General features: G+C 51.5%; 19 protein-coding genes and 2 tRNA genes. 9 read left to right on the plus strand and 12 right to left on the minus strand.

Annotated elements, in window-relative coordinates:
- The first annotated feature begins 54 nt into the window (after positions 1 to 54).
- Entirely contained in the window at positions 55 to 1,194 is a 1,140-nt protein-coding gene (mdoC, locus tag ACZ6J2_RS08460; RefSeq protein WP_471725403.1) for a glucans biosynthesis protein MdoC, read from the plus strand.
- 33 nt (positions 1,195 to 1,227) lie between these two features.
- On the opposite strand, the gene ymdB is transcribed toward mdoC, so the two are convergent.
- The 5 genes from ymdB to csgB all read right to left on the minus strand — a co-directional run bounded on the left by ymdB (position 1,228) and on the right by csgB (position 3,705).
- Positions 1,228 to 1,770 (minus strand): O-acetyl-ADP-ribose deacetylase, encoded by a 543-nt coding sequence (gene ymdB / locus ACZ6J2_RS08465; RefSeq protein WP_023311113.1) that lies wholly within the window; start codon positions 1,768 to 1,770, stop codon positions 1,228 to 1,230.
- A gap of 106 nt (positions 1,771 to 1,876) precedes the next feature.
- Positions 1,877 to 2,197 carry a type 1 fimbrial protein gene (locus ACZ6J2_RS08470; RefSeq protein ID WP_471725405.1) on the minus strand — a complete coding sequence of 107 codons (321 nt, stop codon included), beginning with the start codon at positions 2,195 to 2,197 and terminating at the stop codon, positions 1,877 to 1,879.
- A gap of 164 nt (positions 2,198 to 2,361) precedes the next feature.
- Positions 2,362 to 2,694: a curli assembly chaperone CsgC gene (gene csgC, locus ACZ6J2_RS08475; protein ID WP_033145185.1), complete on the minus strand. Its 333-nt coding sequence runs from the start codon at positions 2,692 to 2,694 to the stop codon at positions 2,362 to 2,364.
- A 61-nt stretch (positions 2,695 to 2,755) separates the two neighbouring features.
- On the minus strand, positions 2,756 to 3,208 hold the full coding sequence (gene csgA / locus ACZ6J2_RS08480) for a curli major subunit CsgA (protein ID WP_039261729.1): 453 nt from the start codon (positions 3,206 to 3,208) through the stop codon (positions 2,756 to 2,758).
- A gap of 41 nt (positions 3,209 to 3,249) precedes the next feature.
- A complete protein-coding gene (gene csgB, locus ACZ6J2_RS08485) occupies positions 3,250 to 3,705 on the minus strand; it encodes a curli minor subunit CsgB (protein ID WP_033145183.1) in 456 nt (151 codons plus the stop codon).
- Positions 3,706 to 4,468: 763 nt separating this feature from the next.
- On the opposite strand from csgB, the gene csgD reads away from it, so the two are divergent.
- Genes csgD through csgG form a run of 4 tightly spaced genes read left to right on the plus strand, consistent with a single transcriptional unit; the run spans position 4,469 to position 6,810 of the window.
- Positions 4,469 to 5,119, plus strand: coding sequence for a biofilm master transcriptional regulator CsgD (gene csgD / locus ACZ6J2_RS08490; protein WP_471725407.1), 651 nt, complete (start codon positions 4,469 to 4,471; stop codon positions 5,117 to 5,119).
- Positions 5,120 to 5,123: 4 nt separating this feature from the next.
- On the plus strand, positions 5,124 to 5,513 hold the full coding sequence (gene csgE / locus ACZ6J2_RS08495) for a curli production assembly/transport protein CsgE (protein ID WP_033145182.1): 390 nt from the start codon (positions 5,124 to 5,126) through the stop codon (positions 5,511 to 5,513).
- A gap of 23 nt (positions 5,514 to 5,536) precedes the next feature.
- Positions 5,537 to 5,950 (plus strand): curli production assembly/transport protein CsgF, encoded by a 414-nt coding sequence (csgF, locus tag ACZ6J2_RS08500; RefSeq protein ID WP_008500846.1) that lies wholly within the window; start codon positions 5,537 to 5,539, stop codon positions 5,948 to 5,950.
- A gap of 26 nt (positions 5,951 to 5,976) precedes the next feature.
- A complete protein-coding gene (gene csgG / locus ACZ6J2_RS08505) occupies positions 5,977 to 6,810 on the plus strand; it encodes a curli production assembly/transport protein CsgG (protein WP_096150550.1) in 834 nt (277 codons plus the stop codon).
- A 43-nt stretch (positions 6,811 to 6,853) separates the two neighbouring features.
- On the opposite strand, the gene ACZ6J2_RS08510 is transcribed toward csgG, so the two are convergent.
- From ACZ6J2_RS08510 to ghrA, 4 genes are all read right to left on the minus strand, one after another.
- A complete protein-coding gene (locus ACZ6J2_RS08510) occupies positions 6,854 to 7,336 on the minus strand; it encodes a DUF1097 domain-containing protein (RefSeq protein ID WP_075203910.1) in 483 nt (160 codons plus the stop codon).
- Positions 7,337 to 7,432: 96 nt separating this feature from the next.
- Positions 7,433 to 7,987 (minus strand): TorD/DmsD family molecular chaperone, encoded by a 555-nt coding sequence (locus ACZ6J2_RS08515; RefSeq protein ID WP_471725410.1) that lies wholly within the window; start codon positions 7,985 to 7,987, stop codon positions 7,433 to 7,435.
- Between the two features lie 21 nt (positions 7,988 to 8,008).
- A complete protein-coding gene (locus tag ACZ6J2_RS08520) occupies positions 8,009 to 8,746 on the minus strand; it encodes a phosphatase (protein ID WP_033145179.1) in 738 nt (245 codons plus the stop codon).
- A gap of 84 nt (positions 8,747 to 8,830) precedes the next feature.
- Positions 8,831 to 9,769: a glyoxylate/hydroxypyruvate reductase GhrA gene (gene ghrA / locus ACZ6J2_RS08525; protein ID WP_471725413.1), complete on the minus strand. Its 939-nt coding sequence runs from the start codon at positions 9,767 to 9,769 to the stop codon at positions 8,831 to 8,833.
- Positions 9,770 to 10,001: 232 nt separating this feature from the next.
- Between ghrA and ACZ6J2_RS08530 the strand changes: the two genes are divergently transcribed.
- Positions 10,002 to 10,089: transfer RNA gene (locus ACZ6J2_RS08530), tRNA-Ser, on the plus strand.
- Positions 10,090 to 10,221: 132 nt separating this feature from the next.
- Here ACZ6J2_RS08530 and ACZ6J2_RS08535 read toward each other — a convergent pair.
- Complete coding sequence (locus ACZ6J2_RS08535) at positions 10,222 to 11,127, minus strand: LysR family transcriptional regulator (RefSeq protein WP_471725415.1); 906 nt, start codon at positions 11,125 to 11,127, stop codon at positions 10,222 to 10,224.
- 109 nt (positions 11,128 to 11,236) lie between these two features.
- Here ACZ6J2_RS08535 and ACZ6J2_RS08540 point away from each other — a divergent pair, with 109 nt between their 5' ends.
- From ACZ6J2_RS08540 to ACZ6J2_RS08550, 3 genes are all read left to right on the plus strand, one after another.
- The gene (locus tag ACZ6J2_RS08540) at positions 11,237 to 12,097 is read left to right on the plus strand and encodes a pirin family protein (protein WP_471725416.1); all 861 of its coding nucleotides are present in this window, start codon (positions 11,237 to 11,239) and stop codon (positions 12,095 to 12,097) included.
- A gap of 20 nt (positions 12,098 to 12,117) precedes the next feature.
- Positions 12,118 to 12,795, plus strand: a complete 678-nt coding sequence (locus tag ACZ6J2_RS08545; RefSeq protein ID WP_471725418.1) for an isochorismatase family protein — start codon at positions 12,118 to 12,120, stop codon at positions 12,793 to 12,795.
- Positions 12,796 to 12,942: 147 nt separating this feature from the next.
- A tRNA-Ser gene (locus ACZ6J2_RS08550) sits at positions 12,943 to 13,030 on the plus strand.
- A 240-nt stretch (positions 13,031 to 13,270) separates the two neighbouring features.
- On the opposite strand, the gene ACZ6J2_RS08555 is transcribed toward ACZ6J2_RS08550, so the two are convergent.
- Together ACZ6J2_RS08555 and phoH are read right to left on the minus strand one after the other, a co-directional pair.
- Positions 13,271 to 14,776 carry an alanine/glycine:cation symporter family protein gene (locus ACZ6J2_RS08555; protein WP_471725419.1) on the minus strand — a complete coding sequence of 502 codons (1,506 nt, stop codon included), beginning with the start codon at positions 14,774 to 14,776 and terminating at the stop codon, positions 13,271 to 13,273.
- A 393-nt stretch (positions 14,777 to 15,169) separates the two neighbouring features.
- Entirely contained in the window at positions 15,170 to 15,961 is a 792-nt protein-coding gene (gene phoH, locus ACZ6J2_RS08560; protein WP_029740192.1) for a phosphate starvation-inducible protein PhoH, read from the minus strand.
- Between the last annotated feature and the right edge of the window lie 309 nt (positions 15,962 to 16,270).

Here is a 16,270-nt window from a genome sequence, read left to right on the forward strand (position 1 = left end):
AACCATTATGAGTCTTAGGGATAAGACGAAAAGTCTGAGAATGCACAACGTTATATGAGCACAACACCAACAGAACGTGAATATTTCCTCGACTCGATCAGGGCCTGGCTGATGCTATTGGGGATCCCCTTTCACATTTCACTGATTTACTCCAGCCATACCTGGCATGTGAATAGCCAGATGCCCTCCTGGTGGCTGACGCTGTTTAATGACTTTATTCACGCCTTCCGTATGCAGGTATTCTTCGTCATATCCGGCTATTTTTCTTACATGCTGTTTCTGCGATACCCGCTCAAGCGCTGGTGGAAAGTGCGTGTAGAGCGCGTGGGGATCCCCATGCTGACCGCAATTCCGCTGCTGACGCTGCCTCAGTTCATTATGTTGCAATACGTCAAAGGCAAAGCGGAGAACTGGCCGAACCTTACGCTGTATGAAAAGTACAATACGCTGGTCTGGGAGCTGGTGTCTCACCTGTGGTTCCTGCTGGTGCTGGTGGTGCTCACAACGGTGAGCCTGTTGATTTTCAGCCGCCTGCGCCACCGTCTGAGTACAAAAGCCGACACTTTCTTCGCCAACATTACGATGGGCAAACTGTCAGTGCTCTTCTTGCTGTTGGGGATTGCGTATGCCGCCGTGCGCCGGACGCTGCTCATCGTCTATCCGCCGATTTTGAGCGACGGGTTATTTAATTTTGTAGTAATGCAGTCCCTGTTCTACATTCCGTTCTTTTTAATCGGCGCGCTGGCTTTTATTCATCCGAAGCTTAAATCGCTGTTTGTCACCCCGTCACCGTGGTGCGCGCTGGGGGCCACCCTCGCGTTCGCGGCCTATCTGCTGAATCAGCGCTACGGCAGCGGCGACGCCTGGATGTATGAAACGGAAAGCGTGATCACTATGCTGCTGGGGCTGTGGATGGTGAACGTGGTATTCGCGCTGGGCCACCGCTTGCTGAACTTTAAGTCCAGCCGCGTGACCTACTTCGTTAATGCATCACTGTTTATCTATCTGGTGCATCACCCGTTGACGCTTTTCTTCGGGGCTTACATCACACCGCACATCGCCTCCAACACACTAGGCTTCTTTACCGGGCTGGTGTTTGTTGTAGGGGTGGCAATCGTACTTTACGAAATCCATCTGCGGATCCCGCTCCTGCGCTTCCTCTTTTCAGGAAAACCACAGGCAAAAGCCTCATAAACCACGCGGCGCATCAGATGCGCCGCGTTTGCATCAGCTCTCCAGTTCTTGTCTGCGCTGAGTCAGAAGCCGCTGATAAAGATGCGTGGTGTCGTCGTCGAAACAGACAAAAATCACCTTCTCTGGCAGCGGTTTTAGCGACAAATAGCGGTAAACGGTTTCTACGGCGATCGTTGCGGCAGCGGCCTTAGGGTAACCATACACGCCGGTGCTGATGGCCGGAAACGCCATCGTTTTATAACCGTTGTCGGCGGCCAGTCGCAGACAGTTCCGGTAAGCCTCTTCCAGAATGCTCGCTTCGTGCTGGTCCCCGCCATGCCAGACCGGCCCTACCGCGTGAATTACCGCTCTCGCAGGCAGATTGCCCGCCAGCGTAATCACCGCGTGACCGGGAGGACATTCGCCCTGCTGTTGCCGCACGGTTTTACAGGCTTCAAGCAGCTGCGGTCCGGCAGCCCGGTGGATAGCCCCGTCCACACCGCCTCCCCCCATCAGGGAGGGATTGGCCGCATTGACGATGACGTCGACGTGCACTGTCGTAATATCGCCATGAATAATTTCAATTTGCGGTTTCATAAAGCCCCTCTGCAACCCGCCATTTTCTTAAGTGTATCGCAGAGGAGACCGGGAGAAAAAACTATCAGAAAAAATCCTCTTTCACCGCAGGGCGCGAGAATGTGCACTAGCGATACTGGATTTCGACAACCGCGAGCGTTTTTTCAGGATTAAGGTATTTCATATTGAGCGTTGCCAGGTTTGAGTCGCTCACTTTCCCGTTAAGCGCCTCTGTATAGCTGACCATACGCGTTTGCATACGGTTATTATCTGGACATGACATGGCAAACTGTTGCTTCTGGGGAGTGACTTCACAGGGGTCGGCGACAATGGCACCGCGAAAATGAATGACACCGCCGTCAACAACCGTGGCCGAATAAGCCGGGATACTCAAAGCAGAAACGACCAGACCCAGACCTGCCATGAGTCGAGCAAAATAGTTGTTCATTATAGGTACTCCTCAATGAAAATCGTCCATGAGGGGTAAACGCGCTTCATTTATTATTGCAAACGAAGTTTCACGTTACGGAACATAACGACCTGGTCCCTGATATCAGCATAGCTCAACGGCCCAGACCCGCCACATTCACAACCTATTGATTTAATGGGTTTTCATAGCGAACGTTCCGCTGGCGACCACTGTTGTGATAAATGCAGCGATTTACCGTCTGAAACGGTGACAACGATTTTTACCGTGTCTCCCGCATTAATATTTAAACTCAGGCGCATTAAATCAATCGTCTGATTAGCGGGTATAAAAAGTGTGTTTTGCTGCCGGGAAGAACTTTGTCCCCCCTGCCCTTCTCGCACAGAAACAATCTGAACCTGACAATCACACGACTGCGCCAGAGTGACCTGAGGAACAATGGTGGTCATATTTTCCTGCTGTGACGTTTTGAAGGTTATCTGGCTGGAAAGCGCGGCAAGGAGAATTAAGGTATTCATGATGAACTCCCGAAAAAAAACAGGGCTGATGCCCTGTTTTTTTGTAGCACAGATTTCAGTATCAGTACTGATGAGCTGACGCGTGGTTACCAAAACCGATCTGGGTAACGTTAACAGTCGAGTTGGACGCAGTCTGGTCTACGAGTGCACCGTTAAAGCCGCCGGACTGGCTAACGTTCATAACGGATTTTTTACTGTTCCACTGATCAAGTGTCGCACTGTTGCCAAAACCTTTCTGGGTCAGGTTGATTTTACTGTCATCAGAGCCCTGACCAACGTCAGCACCGTTAAAGCCGCCGGTCTGGCTAATATTCAGGACGGAATTTCTGGCGTCTGTCTGCAGGGCAACCGCGGAGTTACCGCCACCGTTCTGATAAATATTCAGGGTTGAATTTGGGCCACTATATCCACCATGACCATGTCCATGACCCCATCCGCCCTGATTAATAGAACCCGCCATAGCACTACCAGAAACTACGATTGCTGCAAGTGCTGCCACTTTGATAAATTTCATGGTAAACCCCCATCGGATTGATTAAAGTCGTCGCGAACGCGCTAATGTTGAATAACGTTAATCGCCATTTGCGACTGTTTCTGCACTACAACTGCGGTTTTCTGCGTACCGTACTGCGTAATATTTGCTCTATTACCCGACCCTTTCTGGATAATTTTCGCGCTATTACCGTATCCATCTTGCGTAATACCTGCATCATTCCCGTTACCGCTCTGATCGATCCAGGCTAAATTGTAACTCCCTGATTGATCAACTCTCGCTCTGTTACCCGCCCCATCCTGAGATACTATGGATAAGAGTCGTGAACCGTCCTGGCTAACCTCAGCGTTATTGAAAACGCCCCGTTGACCAATAATGGCTGCCTGATTGAGTGATGAAAGACTTAATTCGTTAACCGCAAAGTTATATTCAGCATTTGCCAAATCTGAATTCGCTGCGGTTACAAATCCAGGCGCACCCAGTAATGTAAACATCATAATTAACGATGTGTTTTTCATGTTGTCACCCTGGACCTGGCTATTTAATCACGCCATAACCCTATAACAATGTTTCTTGTTAAAACGACTCGTATTGTGTTAACGCGTCGTTACGGTGAAGAGTATGTCCGCTGAAACATTTTAAATATCTCACCGCGCGGCTTATTTTTATTTATCGGCTCACCACAAAGTCGTAATTTACAGCAAAAATCACTTTAATCAGGTCAGCTTATATTTTTTATTAAGCAGCTCTTGCGATCGGGCTGTACAACGGGATGAAGGCTGTCCAGGCGTCATCCCGCGTTGTTTAAACGTAACGGCTGGAGATCATTTTTCTCAGTGCGTGACACGACGCCTGTTTTCTTAAGCCAGACAGCAGCTCATTCATGGGCTTAGAAATAATCTGAAACTCATACTTAATTACTGCTACGCAAAAATAACAAATAACATTAAAAATCAATTACATGAAAATATTTGTATGATTTTTAAAATCTGTGCACGTCTATTTATGTGTACAACTTTTTCATCAATTATTACCATTAACAACAAGCAGATTTCACAAATTAATATTGATTTTTACATTCTGTTACACGTTTAACACTTGCTTTAAACTTCGTAAAAGCTAGATTGAAATTAGATGTACGAAATTGGTTTTATATTTACCTCCCTGTGGAGGTTATGGTCTGATTCTACACACAGCAGTGCAACATCTGTCAGTACTTCTGGTGTCCTCTTATAAACAGGAGGACAGCTGCCAGGTGCCAAAAAAAAGTGGGGTTTCATCATGTATAATGAAGTCCATAGTTTACATGGTCATACATTACTGTTGATCACAAAACCTTCTTTGCAAGCGACAGCGTTATTACAACATTTAAAGCAATCTTTATCACTGAACGGGAAATTGCATAATATTCAACGTTCTTTTGATGATATTGCACCTGGCAGCATCATTCTTTTCGATATGATGGAAGCTGATAAAAAGCTTATCCATTACTGGCAAGATGTTTTAAGCAGGAAAAACAATAATATCCGCTTGCTATTGTTGAATACGCCTGATGAATATCCTTTCAGAGATATTGAAAGCTGGCCGCATATCAATGGCGTGTTCTACGTCACGGAAGAAGAAGACCGGGTGGTAGATGGGCTGCAAGGTATATTACGCGGAGAGTGTTATTTTTCGCAAAAGCTTGCCAGCTATCTCATCACGCACTCCGGAAATTATCGCTATAACAGTTCAGAGTCCGCGCTGCTCACGCACCGAGAGAAAGAGATCCTGAACAAGTTACGCATTGGTGCTTCAAATATTGAAATCGCCCGTTCGTTATTTATCAGCGAAAATACGGTAAAGACGCACCTTTATAATCTTTTCAAGAAGATAGCTGTGAAAAACCGAACTCAGGCTGTTTCGTGGGCAAACGATAACCTCAGGCGTTAATCACATGAAGCGCACGTTGAGTTGGATCGCCGCAGCGAGTTTCCTGCTCGCTGCCGGGAATCTGAAGGCCGTCGAGGTCGAAGTTCCCGGATTGTTAACAGACCACACTGTCTCATCGGTCGGGCACAGTTTTTACCGCGCCTTCAGTGACAAATGGGACAGTACCTACACCGGAAATATAACAATCAACGAGCGGCCCAGTGCACGATGGGGAAGTTGGATAACAATAACGGCTAATCAGTACGTTATTTATCAAACGTTTTTATTCCCGACCAAAATAGACTTCGATAAAAACGTAGCCTTAGCACTGGCACAATCAGAAGACGCTATTAATCGCCTGCAAATAGATAAAGCCCTATTAAGCACCAGCGATTTAGCAAAAGACGAGTTCTAGCGAACCGATATGCGGAGGCTGTCATGCGTATTGCATATGCAGTTGTTTCGATAATGCTGATAACACCCATAAGCTGGGCCGGAAACATGACGTTTCAGTTCCGTAACCCTAACTTTGGCGGTAACCCTAATAACGGCGCGTTCCTGCTGAACGAAGCCCAGGCGCAAAACTCCTATAAGGATCCCAGCTTAAAGGATTTTAGCGTTGATACCCCGTCCGCGCTGGACAACTTCACTCAAGCTATTCAGTCGCAGATTTTAGGTGGGTTACTGACCAACATTAATACCGGTAAACCCGGCCGCATGGTGACCAACGACTTTATCGTTGATATCGCCAATACTGACGGACAGCTTCAGTTGAACGTGACCGATCGTAAAACCGGAAGAATCTCCACTATTCAGGTTTCCGGTCTACAAAGTAATTCAACTGACTTTTAAACAATAGCTAAATAAGGACAACGATCATGCAGCGCTTCCTGATATTTGTTGCAGTGTGCTTATTGAGCGGTTGTTTAACTGCTCCACCTAAAGAAGCTGCAAAACCTACATTAATGCCTCGGGCCCAGAGTTATCGTGATTTAACCCATTTACCTGCTCCAACGGGGAAAATATTTGTCTCCGTATACAACATTCAGGATGAAACCGGGCAATTCAAACCTTACCCGGCAAGTAACTTCTCCACGGCTGTGCCGCAAAGCGCCACCGCCATGCTGGTTACCGCGCTCAAGGATTCGCACTGGTTTATTCCGCTGGAACGTCAGGGGCTCCAGAACCTGTTGAATGAACGCAAAATCATTCGTGCCGCTCAGGAAAATGGCACCGTCGCGGACAATAACCGCATGCCTCTGCAATCTCTGGCGGCAGCGAACGTGATGATTGAAGGATCGATTATTGGCTACGAAAGTAACGTTAAGTCGGGTGGTGCAGGAGCTCGTTACTTCGGTATCGGTGCGGATACCCAGTACCAGCTTGACCAAATCGCCGTGAACCTGCGTGTGGTTAACGTCAGTACAGGCGAAGTGCTCTCTTCGGTGAACACCAGCAAAACCATTCTGTCTTATGAAGTGCAGGCTGGGGTATTCCGCTTCATCGATTACCAGCGTTTGCTGGAAGGTGAAATTGGCTACACCTCTAACGAGCCGGTCATGATGTGCCTGATGTCAGCCATTGAAACCGGCGTGATCTTCTTAATCAACGACGGTATTGACCGCGGGCTGTGGGATCTGCAAAACAAAGCAGACGTGCAGAACCCGATACTGGTGAAATACCGCGATATGTCAGTCCCTCCGGAATCCTGACAGGAAGCGCATAAAAAAGGCGAGATGATTATCTCGCCTTTTTTTATTCGCTCACCGCAGTGATGTTTTGCGCTTTTCCCCGTCGCGACGCCAGCCAAAGACCGCTGTTTTTCATGGCATAGCCAAACAGCAACCCCAGCGCCAGGGAGGGAACCACCAGCTTCCAGTCCCCCTGCCCTGCAAAGGTCGCGCACGCCCCCATAAAGGTCCCCGGCACAAATGAAAGCAGCAGATGCTTAGCCTGGATGCACATTAAAAAGGCAACGACACCCGTCATGACGTACCCCAGCATCTCCAGATGCGGCGCCAGCGCGCTGCCCTTCATGATCACCAGAGCCCAGATAACACCGCTCATCAGCGTGCAGCCAGAGATAAAGAGCCCTTTGACGCCCCCCTGCGGACAGGCGAAATAGGCGGTGCAGCCGAGGAACCCGGCCCAGCTGAGCAATCCGAGAGACACTGCTACCCATCCCCAGAGTCCGGAGAGAATACCTGTCGTTATTGCGATACAAAGTAATATGTTCATGGCGCGCATCTTAGCAGATGCGCACCATAGAAATGAGATCAACAGCACATTACGTGCAAGTTGGAATAATGAGTTGCAGAATTAATGTGATCTAAATCACTCTTCACTTTCTTCTTCCAGCTCGTCCCACATTGCCGCGATAGCGTCGCGGGTCAGCGGGGCCAGCGTTCTCCAGAATGGCGAGGTGGCATGCGCTTCGACTTTACCCAGGAATGTCCCGACCCACGGCAGCAGGTACGTTTCGAACAAGGTTTCGATGGCTTCATTCTCATCATCACCGGCGTTGTCTTCGATCCAGGACGCCGCCAGCAGCAGCGTACCGATATGATCGGCTGGCGTATCGCTCAGCGGCATACCGCGCGTGGAGAGGAACGCGCGGACTTCCGCTTCCGTTGCCCCGTCCTGCCAGGCTGAACGGTATGGCGAAACGCGGCACTCATCGCCAACGAACAGCGCATTGTAGTCCGTCGCGATCTGCTGCATGTCGCAGCTTTTTTGCAGACGTTCCAGTAAATCATCCTGTTCCAGCGGCCAGTTCTGCGCCAGTTTGCCTTCACGAATTAACGTAAAGAGCGGAACCAACAGCGGGTCTTGCGGCTGGCGATAATAGAGCGTACCCAGCACGCGGCAGAGGATGGAAAACTCGTTCATTTTTATGATTCCATTACACAATTAAAGATCGGCAAATTCGGCTATCGGTTCCATTCCGCGCGACTCGAGGAAATCAAGCATGCGGCGTGGGGTCACGTTCAGGATTTGCGCTTCCGGGAAGTTAACATCATTCAGCACTTTCAGGCACTCGCTGAAATCGCCCAGCGTAAACGCGGTATGAGAATCTGAGCCCAGCGCCACCATGCCACCCGCGTCACGCACGGCGGCAGCCACTTCGCGGCAGTTGGCTTCACTGCCCTTACGCGAGTGCACAAAGGAGGAGTTGTTAATCTCCAGCGCCACGCGGTGCTTCGCTGCCGCCTGCGCGACAGCCTGAATATCAATCGGATACCTCGGGTTACCGGGGTGGCTGATAATGTGCACATTGCCGCTGGCAATGGTGGCAATCATCGCCGCGGTGTTGGTGTCTTTATCCTGAGGCGGGAAAACCGGCTCATGAAAACCAGCGAGGATAAGGTCAAGAGACGTCAGCATCGGGCCGGTGCAGTCGATCTCACCGTCGGTATTTTTGATGTTCGCCTCAATGCCGCGCAGTATCCCAATGCCGTCCACCAGGCGTGGCCAGATCCGCATATTCACAAAATGCCAGTAGTGCGGCGCATCCGCCATGTCCGGGCCATGATCGGTGATCGCGAACAGCTTGATGCCTTTAAGCTTCGCCTGGGCGATATAATCATGGAGGTTGCTATACGCGTGGGTGCTGGCGACGGTGTGCATATGCAGGTCAACGGGATACATCTCTCTCTCCTCTGCGGTTTTTCCAAAGGATAGCAGTTATCAGCGGCGAATATTAGCAAAAACCCGGCGAACGCCGGGTTTCTCTCAGTAGCCGCGCTGTCTGTCGACCTGGCCGGTGACCGCGTTACCCTTTTCCATTTCGCTGATGGTATGGGATATATACGCCACCGCTTCTGCCGGACGCGTCACGGCAGCCACGTGCGGGGTCATCGCGATGCGCGGATGCGCCCACAGCGGGCTTTCCGCGGGCAGCGGCTCACGGCTATAGACATCCAGCATGGCACCTTTAAGCTTTCCGCTGTCCAGCGCCTTCAGCAGATCGCCTTCCACGACATGGACCCCGCGCGCAAGGTTCATCAGGTAGCTCTGGTCGAGGAGCTGATTGAGCAGGGCTTCATTGATGATCCCTACCGTTTCCGCCGTGTTTGGCAGCAGGTTAATAAGCACGCGAGTCCCTTTCAGGAATGCAGGAAGCTCATCCGTTCCGGCAAAGCTCTCAACGCCCGGATAGTCCTTACGGCTGCGGCTCCAACAGCGCAACGGGAATCCCCACGGGGCAAGCGCTTCGGCCACTTTTGAGCCCAGCACGCCCGCACCGAGTATGCCGATCGTAAAGTCTTCGCGACGGTACTCAGGCAGCGGCTCCCAGTGGGCTCGCTGTTTAAAGGCCTGATAGTCATCGAAGCGGCGGAACCAGTGCAGTACCTGGCTCACGGCATACTCCTGCATCTGCTGGCCCATTCCGGTATCTTCCAGGCGAAAAAGGGGGACGTCTTCCGGCAGCATTTCAGGATGTGCCTTCAGTTTGCTGAGAATGGAATCCACGCCGGCTCCCAGGGCAAAAACGGCCTTCAGCTTGCGGCCCTGGAGCATTTCTACCGGAGGATGCCAGACCAGCGCATAGTCAGCATGTTCATTATCGCCACGCTTCCACTCGCGAACACGTGCGCCGGGTAACGCCGCCGAAAGCGCCTTGATCCAGTATGCTGTATCAAAAGTGGGGTGATAGAAAAGTATATCCATAGTCATTCCTGCCTTTTATTGCGCTGATTTATTTTGCTTTTTCACTGGACGGTCAGCATAACAAATTTATAGCGCGACTGGGTTGCTGATAAAAAAGACGCTTTCAGCACATTTAAGAATCATGTTGCCTGAAGTTTGTCTAAACGCGCTAAATTACTGAAAAAGTGAGTTGACGGCAGTTCGGCTTTTCCTTACATTAGCGCCCGTCCCGGCAACAACGGGATGACAATATGGTGAGGTGTCCGAGTGGCTGAAGGAGCACGCCTGGAAAGTGTGTATACGGCAACGTATCGGGGGTTCGAATCCCCCCCTCACCGCCATATTCGAGATGAGAGCTCGTACGAAAGTACGGGCTTTTTTCTTTTATATTCTCCGAAAGGGGGGATTCGAACCTTGAGACTCCCTGCGCTCTTTATGTCGGGTGGCGCTGAGCTTTCCCGACCTACAAAAAACTACTCTTCCACCATCCGCGCATACTCTTCGGTCAGAAAATCCACCAGCGTCCTGACCGACGGCAGCAGACCGCGCCGCGAAGGATAAACCGCGTGAATCACCTCCCTTCGGGGTTCCCACGCGTCCAGCACCCGTACCAGTTCCCCTGACGCAAGCTGATCCTTCACCATCAATATCGGCAGCTGCACCACGCCGATGCCTGCCATGGCAGCTTCACGTAGCGCCAGCATGTCGGTGGTGATCAATCGAGGGTGGTAATGGATCTCCGCTTTGGCACCTCCGGGACCGGATAGCTCCCATTTATGAATATGTTTCCCCTCGTTCATGCTTAACCCGGGCCAGGCACTGAGTTCAGACGGCACGACGGGTTCTCCCATGCGTTGAATCAACGCCGGACCCGCGACCAGACAATGCCCCCTGTCAGCCAGCACCCTTAATACCAGGTCGCTGTCATCAAACGGACGCGGGCGTACGCGGATCGCGATATCAACCCCCTCTCCCACCAGGTCTACCCGCCGGTTGGTCGCCTCAAGCTGAAGATTAATCCCGGGGTAGCGCGCCATAAATCTGGCCAGCATCGGACCCACGTGGACATGCAACAGAGTTATCGGGCACGTAATTCTGACAACACCGCGCGGTTCAGCCTGCAGTGCCGCAACGGCTTCCTCCGCGGCCTCGGCCTCCACCATCATCGCTTTACAGTGCTGGTAGAAGGTCTGCCCGACCTCAGTCACTGTAAACTGTCGGGTTGTTCGGTGGATAAGCCGCACGGCAAGGCGTTCTTCCAGCTGCGCTATCCGGCGGCTTAGCCTGGACTTTGGCAGATCAAGCGCCCTTCCCGCCGCGGCGAAGCCACCGTAGTCCACCACCTTCACAAACCAGACGAAATCATTGAGATCCTGCATAAATCCTCATCGTTCCATTTTCGGAACAGTGAATGCCATTTTCACTATCTACCGGGATATTAAATCTGAATATAAGCTAATTACATCAACAGAACATCAGGAGTTAGTCATGAAAAACGTAACAGGCGTTTATACCGCTCCGCGTCAGCACTGGGTTGGCGATGGTTTCCCGGTTCGTTCGATGTTTTCTTACCAAACCCACGGCGAGCCGCTGAGTCCGTTCCTGCTGCTGGACTACGCGGGTCCATACACCTTTCCGGCAGATGGGGCGAAACGCGGTGTAGGCCAACATCCTCACCGGGGTTTTGAAACGGTCACCATCGTCTATTCCGGTGAAGTGGAGCATCGCGACTCCACGGGCAAAGGCGGCATTATTGGCCCCGGCGACGTGCAGTGGATGACGGCAGGTGCAGGCATTTTGCACGAGGAGTTCCACTCCAGCGCGTTCTCGCAGAAAGGCGGAGAACTAAAAATGATGCAGCTTTGGGTCAACCTGCCGGCCAAAGACAAGATGGCGGCACCGGGCTACCAGAGCATTACGAAGGATGCGATCCCGGTCGTGACGCTACCGGATAACAGCGGTTCGCTGCGGGTTATTGCCGGTCGCTACGAGGCTGTAACCGGCCCGGCGCACACCTTCTCACCGCTTAACGTCTGGGACATCGCGCTGAACCAGGGAAGCCATCTGACGCTCAATCAGCCCGAAGGCTGGAGCACCGCGCTGGTCGTGCTTGAAGGCAACATCACGGTGAACGGTACAACGCAGGCGGGTGAAGCCCAGCTGGTCGTTTTGAGTCAGGAAGGCGACAAACTGCACCTGGAGGCGAACAGCGATGCAAAAGTGCTGCTGATGGCGGGCGAGCCGCTGAATGAACCCATCGTGGGCTATGGCCCGTTTGTGATGAACAGTAAAAGCGAAATCAACGAAGCCATTCGTGATTTTAATTCCGGCCGCTTCGGCCAGATCTGAAATTAATAAAGGAGAAGATAATGTCTACACCTGCGAATTTTAATGGCGCACGTCCGGTTATTGATGTGAACGATGCGGTGATGTTGCTTATCGATCACCAGAGCGGTCTGTTCCAGACCGTTGGGGATATGCCAATGCCGGAACTGCGCGCCCGTGCGGCTGCGCTGGCAAAAATCGCGACTCTGGCGAAGATCCCGGTGATCACCACCGCGTCAGTACCGCAGGGACCGAACGGACCGCTTATCCCGGAGATCCACGCCAACGCGCCGCATGCGCAATATGTTGCCCGTAAAGGTGAAATCAACGCCTGGGATAACCCGGAGTTTGTTGCTGCGGTGAAAGCGACCGGGCGCAAGACGCTGATTATCGCGGGCACTATCACCAGCGTCTGCATGGCCTTCCCGTCAATCAGCGCGGTAGCGGACGGCTATAAGGTGTTTGCGGTGATTGATGCCTCCGGCACCTACAGCAAAATGGCGCAGGAGATCACCCTGGCGCGCGTGGTGCAGGCCGGCGTGGTCCCGATGGATACGGCGGGGGTGGCCTCCGAGATCCAGAGAACCTGGAACCGTGAGGACGCGGCTGAGTGGGCTGAGGTGTATACCCACATCTTCCCGGCTTACCGGCTGTTGATCGAAAGCTACGGCAAAGCACAGGAAGTGGTTAAAAACAGCGAAGTGCTCGATTCACAGCGTTAATCCCCTGCTCCACGACGTAAAAACCGTGGAGCTGATTAATGCTTAACCGAACAGGCACTAAAGCTGAAAATCTGCTTGACCGTGTTAGCGCAACTCCCTATAGTAGCGCCCCGTTGCCCCCCAAGCGGTCAGGCAGCAAAACAATATGGTGAGGTGTCCGAGTGGCTGAAGGAGCACGCCTGGAAAGTGTGTATACGGCAACGTATCGGGGGTTCGAATCCCCCCCTCACCGCCATATTTAAGATAAGAGCTCGTACGAAAGTACGGGCTTTTTTCTTTTATATTCTCCGTAAGGGGGGATGAGAACCCCCGACCGGGGTTCGACAACTGGCGCAGCCAGTTGGACAGATGACGAGCCTGCGAGGAATCTGCCCGAAGGGCGAGCGAAGCGAGTCAATCCCCCCCGGTGCGGACTGAGCCGCCTCAGCTATATAAAAAAGCCCGAACTAATGCCCGGGCTTTTTTATTCGATTCCTCAGCTATTCAACTTTGCTGCCGGCTGCTTTCTTTCAAGCGATGAAACCTGCTCAGGCTGAACACCATCCTCATCCTTACGCCCATCAAGCCAGTAATCCGCATTTTTAATTCCCAGCCGAACCGGGTTAAACTGTGGATCCAGCCCCTGCGCATTCTGGATTTCATAATCCTTTAGGCTGGCAAACGCTTTTTTATGCAACAGAACAATAGCAATAATGTTGAGCCATGCCATCAGCCCTACCCCGATATCGCCCAGTCCCCATGCCAGATCCGCGGTGCGAACCGTGCCATATACCGTGGAGGCCATCAGGCATAGCTTGAGCAGGAATGTCAGCCATGGACGGTGAATTTTACGGTTAATGAAGGCGATATTAGTTTCGGCAATATAGTAGTAGGCAATAATCGTCGTGAAGGCAAAGAAGAACAGCGCAATGGCAACAAAGTAATTACCAAAGCCTGGCATCATACTTTCCATCGCCGTCTGCACATAGCCAGGACCCGCGGCCACGCCAGCAATCCCGGTATAAAGCGCTGCGCCGTCGACGCCCTGGACGTTATACAGCCCGGTGATCAGCAGCATAAACCCGGTCGCGGAGCAGACAAACAGCGTGTCGATGTAGACCGAGAATGCCTGAACCAGCCCCTGCTTCACCGGATGGCTTACTGCCGCCGCAGAGGATGCATGCGGCCCGGTCCCCTGCGCGGCCTCGTTGGAATAGACGCCGCGCTTAACGCCCCACATGATGGCCTGACCCAGGATGGCACCGAAACCTGCTTCAAGGCCGAACGCACTTTTCCAGATCAGCAGAATAACCGAAGGGAGCTGGTTAATATTAATAGCGATAATCACGCAGGCGACAATAATATACCCCAGCGCCATAAATGGAACGACCATGCTGCTAAAGCTGGCGATCCTTTTCACACCGCCGAATATAATAAAACTTAACAGCACCGCAAGTAATGCCGCCGTAACGTTCGGACTCAGACCAAAAGCAATATCCAGGCTCGCCCCAATCGAGTTTGCCTGCACGCCCGGAAGTAATAATCCGCAGGAGAAAATAGTCACAATAGCAAATAACCATGCGTACCACTTAACGCCTAAACCTTTTTCAATATAAAAGGCAGGACCACCGCGATATTCGCCGTTAATTTTTTCTTTATAAACTTGTCCCAGAGTGGATTCGACAAATGCGGAGCTGGCACCTAAAAAAGCGACTATCCACATCCAGAAAAGCGCGCCCGGACCGCCAAAGGTAATTGCCGTGGCCACACCGGCGATATTCCCTGTCCCTACGCGGCCTGCTAGCGTCATCGTCAGCGCCTGAAACGACGATACGCCTGCATCGGTTGGACGCCCCTGGAACATCAGGGTAATCATATGCTTGATATGGCGTAATTGCAGGAAGCGACTACGCAGCGAGAAATAGAGCCCAACACCCAGACATAAAAATATTAACGCAGGGCTCCAGATTACACCATTAATAGCACCAACCAGTTCGTTCATGTATGACCCTCAGCGTGATGTTTCAGGGAAAAAGCTCCCCTGTTGTGTTTCTTCTTAGAATTTTGTTCGAACAAGTACGAAACATAGATAACTCACCTGAAGACACCAACTTAATTTTTACTTCGTAGTAATGTTCTGTGACCACATTCACGTTTAATTTTTAACTAACAATTAGCGCACTCATTATATTCACAGGCATTTTGTGGGTATTATCACCTCACATCACACTTCTGCAAAAAAATAATAAAACACCCACCCGCTTAATAAGCGAAATTATTAATTCAGCAACTCGGTGTTTAAATAAGGGGAGTTTCTGTGGAGTATAAACAACGCTTCCCGGCATTACGCCGGGAAGACATTACAGTAAAGAGGCAAAACGATAATGCTTTACCTTTAGTCGGAATAGACTTGCAGCGTGCGCTGACAGAGCGCGGAACGCACGCAGTCCTCTTTGGTGAAGCGTACCACCCCAATCATCTCATCTTCCTCAAAACGTGACATGGCGTCGCTCAGCCCGGATTTCACGCCGGATGGCAGGTCACACTGGGTAATATCGCCGTTAACGATAACCGTCACGTTCTCCCCGAGGCGCGTTAAAAACATCTTCATTTGCGCAGCGGTCACGTTCTGAGCCTCGTCAAGAATGACGACCGCATTTTCAAATGTACGTCCGCGCATATAGGCGAACGGCGCGATTTCCACCTTGCCAATCTCTGGTCGCAGGCAGTACTGCATAAAGGATGCACCCAGTCGCTTCACCAGCACGTCATAGACGGGCCTGAAGTACGGAGCAAACTTCTCCGAAATATCTCCGGGCAGGAAGCCGAGATCTTCATCAGCCTGCAGTACAGGACGGGTAACAATAATGCGCTCCACGTCCTTATGAATCAGCGCTTCCGCCGCTTTGGCTGCACTGATCCAGGTTTTCCCGCATCCGGCTTCACCGGTTGCAAAGATGAGCTGTTTACTCTCGATAGCATTCAGGTAGTGCGCCTGAGCCTCATTGCGCGCCACAATTGGAGAATTATCACGGCTGTCTCGGGCCATGCCAATTGCTTCTACGCCACTCATCTGCACAAGCGAGGTGACCGATTCTTCTTCACGCTGTTTATGGCTACGTGAATCCCGTCTCAGCACACGTTTTGCTTCGCGACGAGCTTTGATCACTGCTTTTTGTCTTCCCATGGATAGCACCTTGAGTTGTTGGTATTCATCACACGCGCCAGCTTCGGCACGATTATGCGCACGAACATCAGAGGGTTGGCTTCCTTGTAAGCCATTGCTTGCTTTATCGGATAACGATACGGAACAGCTACGCGCACCGTTCTGCACGTCGGTCGAATCAGATTCTTGAGGAAGGGGGGAAAATTTAGTGGTGAGGAAATCGCTGCCGGAGTCTGAGCCTCCGCGCCGGGTGCTGCGGTTGTTATGTTTACCTTGTCCAGTACAGGACGCAACCATTCGCGATCTCCATAGTGATTCAGCATCACTGCC

This window comes from Enterobacter sp. E14S (genome assembly GCF_055666685.1).

Coding starts and splice junctions, on each gene's coding strand:
- ACZ6J2_RS08515 (WP_471725410.1), bottom strand. CDS start 7,987: ATGAACGAGTTTTCCATCCTCTGCCGCGTGCTGGGTACGCTCTATTAT.
- phoH (WP_029740192.1), bottom strand. CDS start 15,961: ATGGGAAGACAAAAAGCAGTGATCAAAGCTCGTCGCGAAGCAAAACGT.
- ACZ6J2_RS08545 (WP_471725418.1), top strand. CDS start 12,118: ATGTCTACACCTGCGAATTTTAATGGCGCACGTCCGGTTATTGATGTG.
- ACZ6J2_RS08510 (WP_075203910.1), bottom strand. CDS start 7,336: ATGAACATATTACTTTGTATCGCAATAACGACAGGTATTCTCTCCGGA.
- ACZ6J2_RS08535 (WP_471725415.1), bottom strand. CDS start 11,127: ATGCAGGATCTCAATGATTTCGTCTGGTTTGTGAAGGTGGTGGACTAC.
- csgG (WP_096150550.1), top strand. CDS start 5,977: ATGCAGCGCTTCCTGATATTTGTTGCAGTGTGCTTATTGAGCGGTTGT.
- ymdB (WP_023311113.1), bottom strand. CDS start 1,770: ATGAAACCGCAAATTGAAATTATTCATGGCGATATTACGACAGTGCAC.
- ACZ6J2_RS08470 (WP_471725405.1), bottom strand. CDS start 2,197: ATGAACAACTATTTTGCTCGACTCATGGCAGGTCTGGGTCTGGTCGTT.
- csgC (WP_033145185.1), bottom strand. CDS start 2,694: ATGAATACCTTAATTCTCCTTGCCGCGCTTTCCAGCCAGATAACCTTC.
- csgD (WP_471725407.1), top strand. CDS start 4,469: ATGTATAATGAAGTCCATAGTTTACATGGTCATACATTACTGTTGATC.
- csgB (WP_033145183.1), bottom strand. CDS start 3,705: ATGAAAAACACATCGTTAATTATGATGTTTACATTACTGGGTGCGCCT.
- mdoC (WP_471725403.1), top strand. CDS start 55: ATGAGCACAACACCAACAGAACGTGAATATTTCCTCGACTCGATCAGG.
- ACZ6J2_RS08520 (WP_033145179.1), bottom strand. CDS start 8,746: ATGTATCCCGTTGACCTGCATATGCACACCGTCGCCAGCACCCACGCG.
- csgF (WP_008500846.1), top strand. CDS start 5,537: ATGCGTATTGCATATGCAGTTGTTTCGATAATGCTGATAACACCCATA.
- csgE (WP_033145182.1), top strand. CDS start 5,124: ATGAAGCGCACGTTGAGTTGGATCGCCGCAGCGAGTTTCCTGCTCGCT.
- ACZ6J2_RS08540 (WP_471725416.1), top strand. CDS start 11,237: ATGAAAAACGTAACAGGCGTTTATACCGCTCCGCGTCAGCACTGGGTT.
- ACZ6J2_RS08555 (WP_471725419.1), bottom strand. CDS start 14,776: ATGAACGAACTGGTTGGTGCTATTAATGGTGTAATCTGGAGCCCTGCG.
- csgA (WP_039261729.1), bottom strand. CDS start 3,208: ATGAAATTTATCAAAGTGGCAGCACTTGCAGCAATCGTAGTTTCTGGT.
- ghrA (WP_471725413.1), bottom strand. CDS start 9,769: ATGGATATACTTTTCTATCACCCCACTTTTGATACAGCATACTGGATC.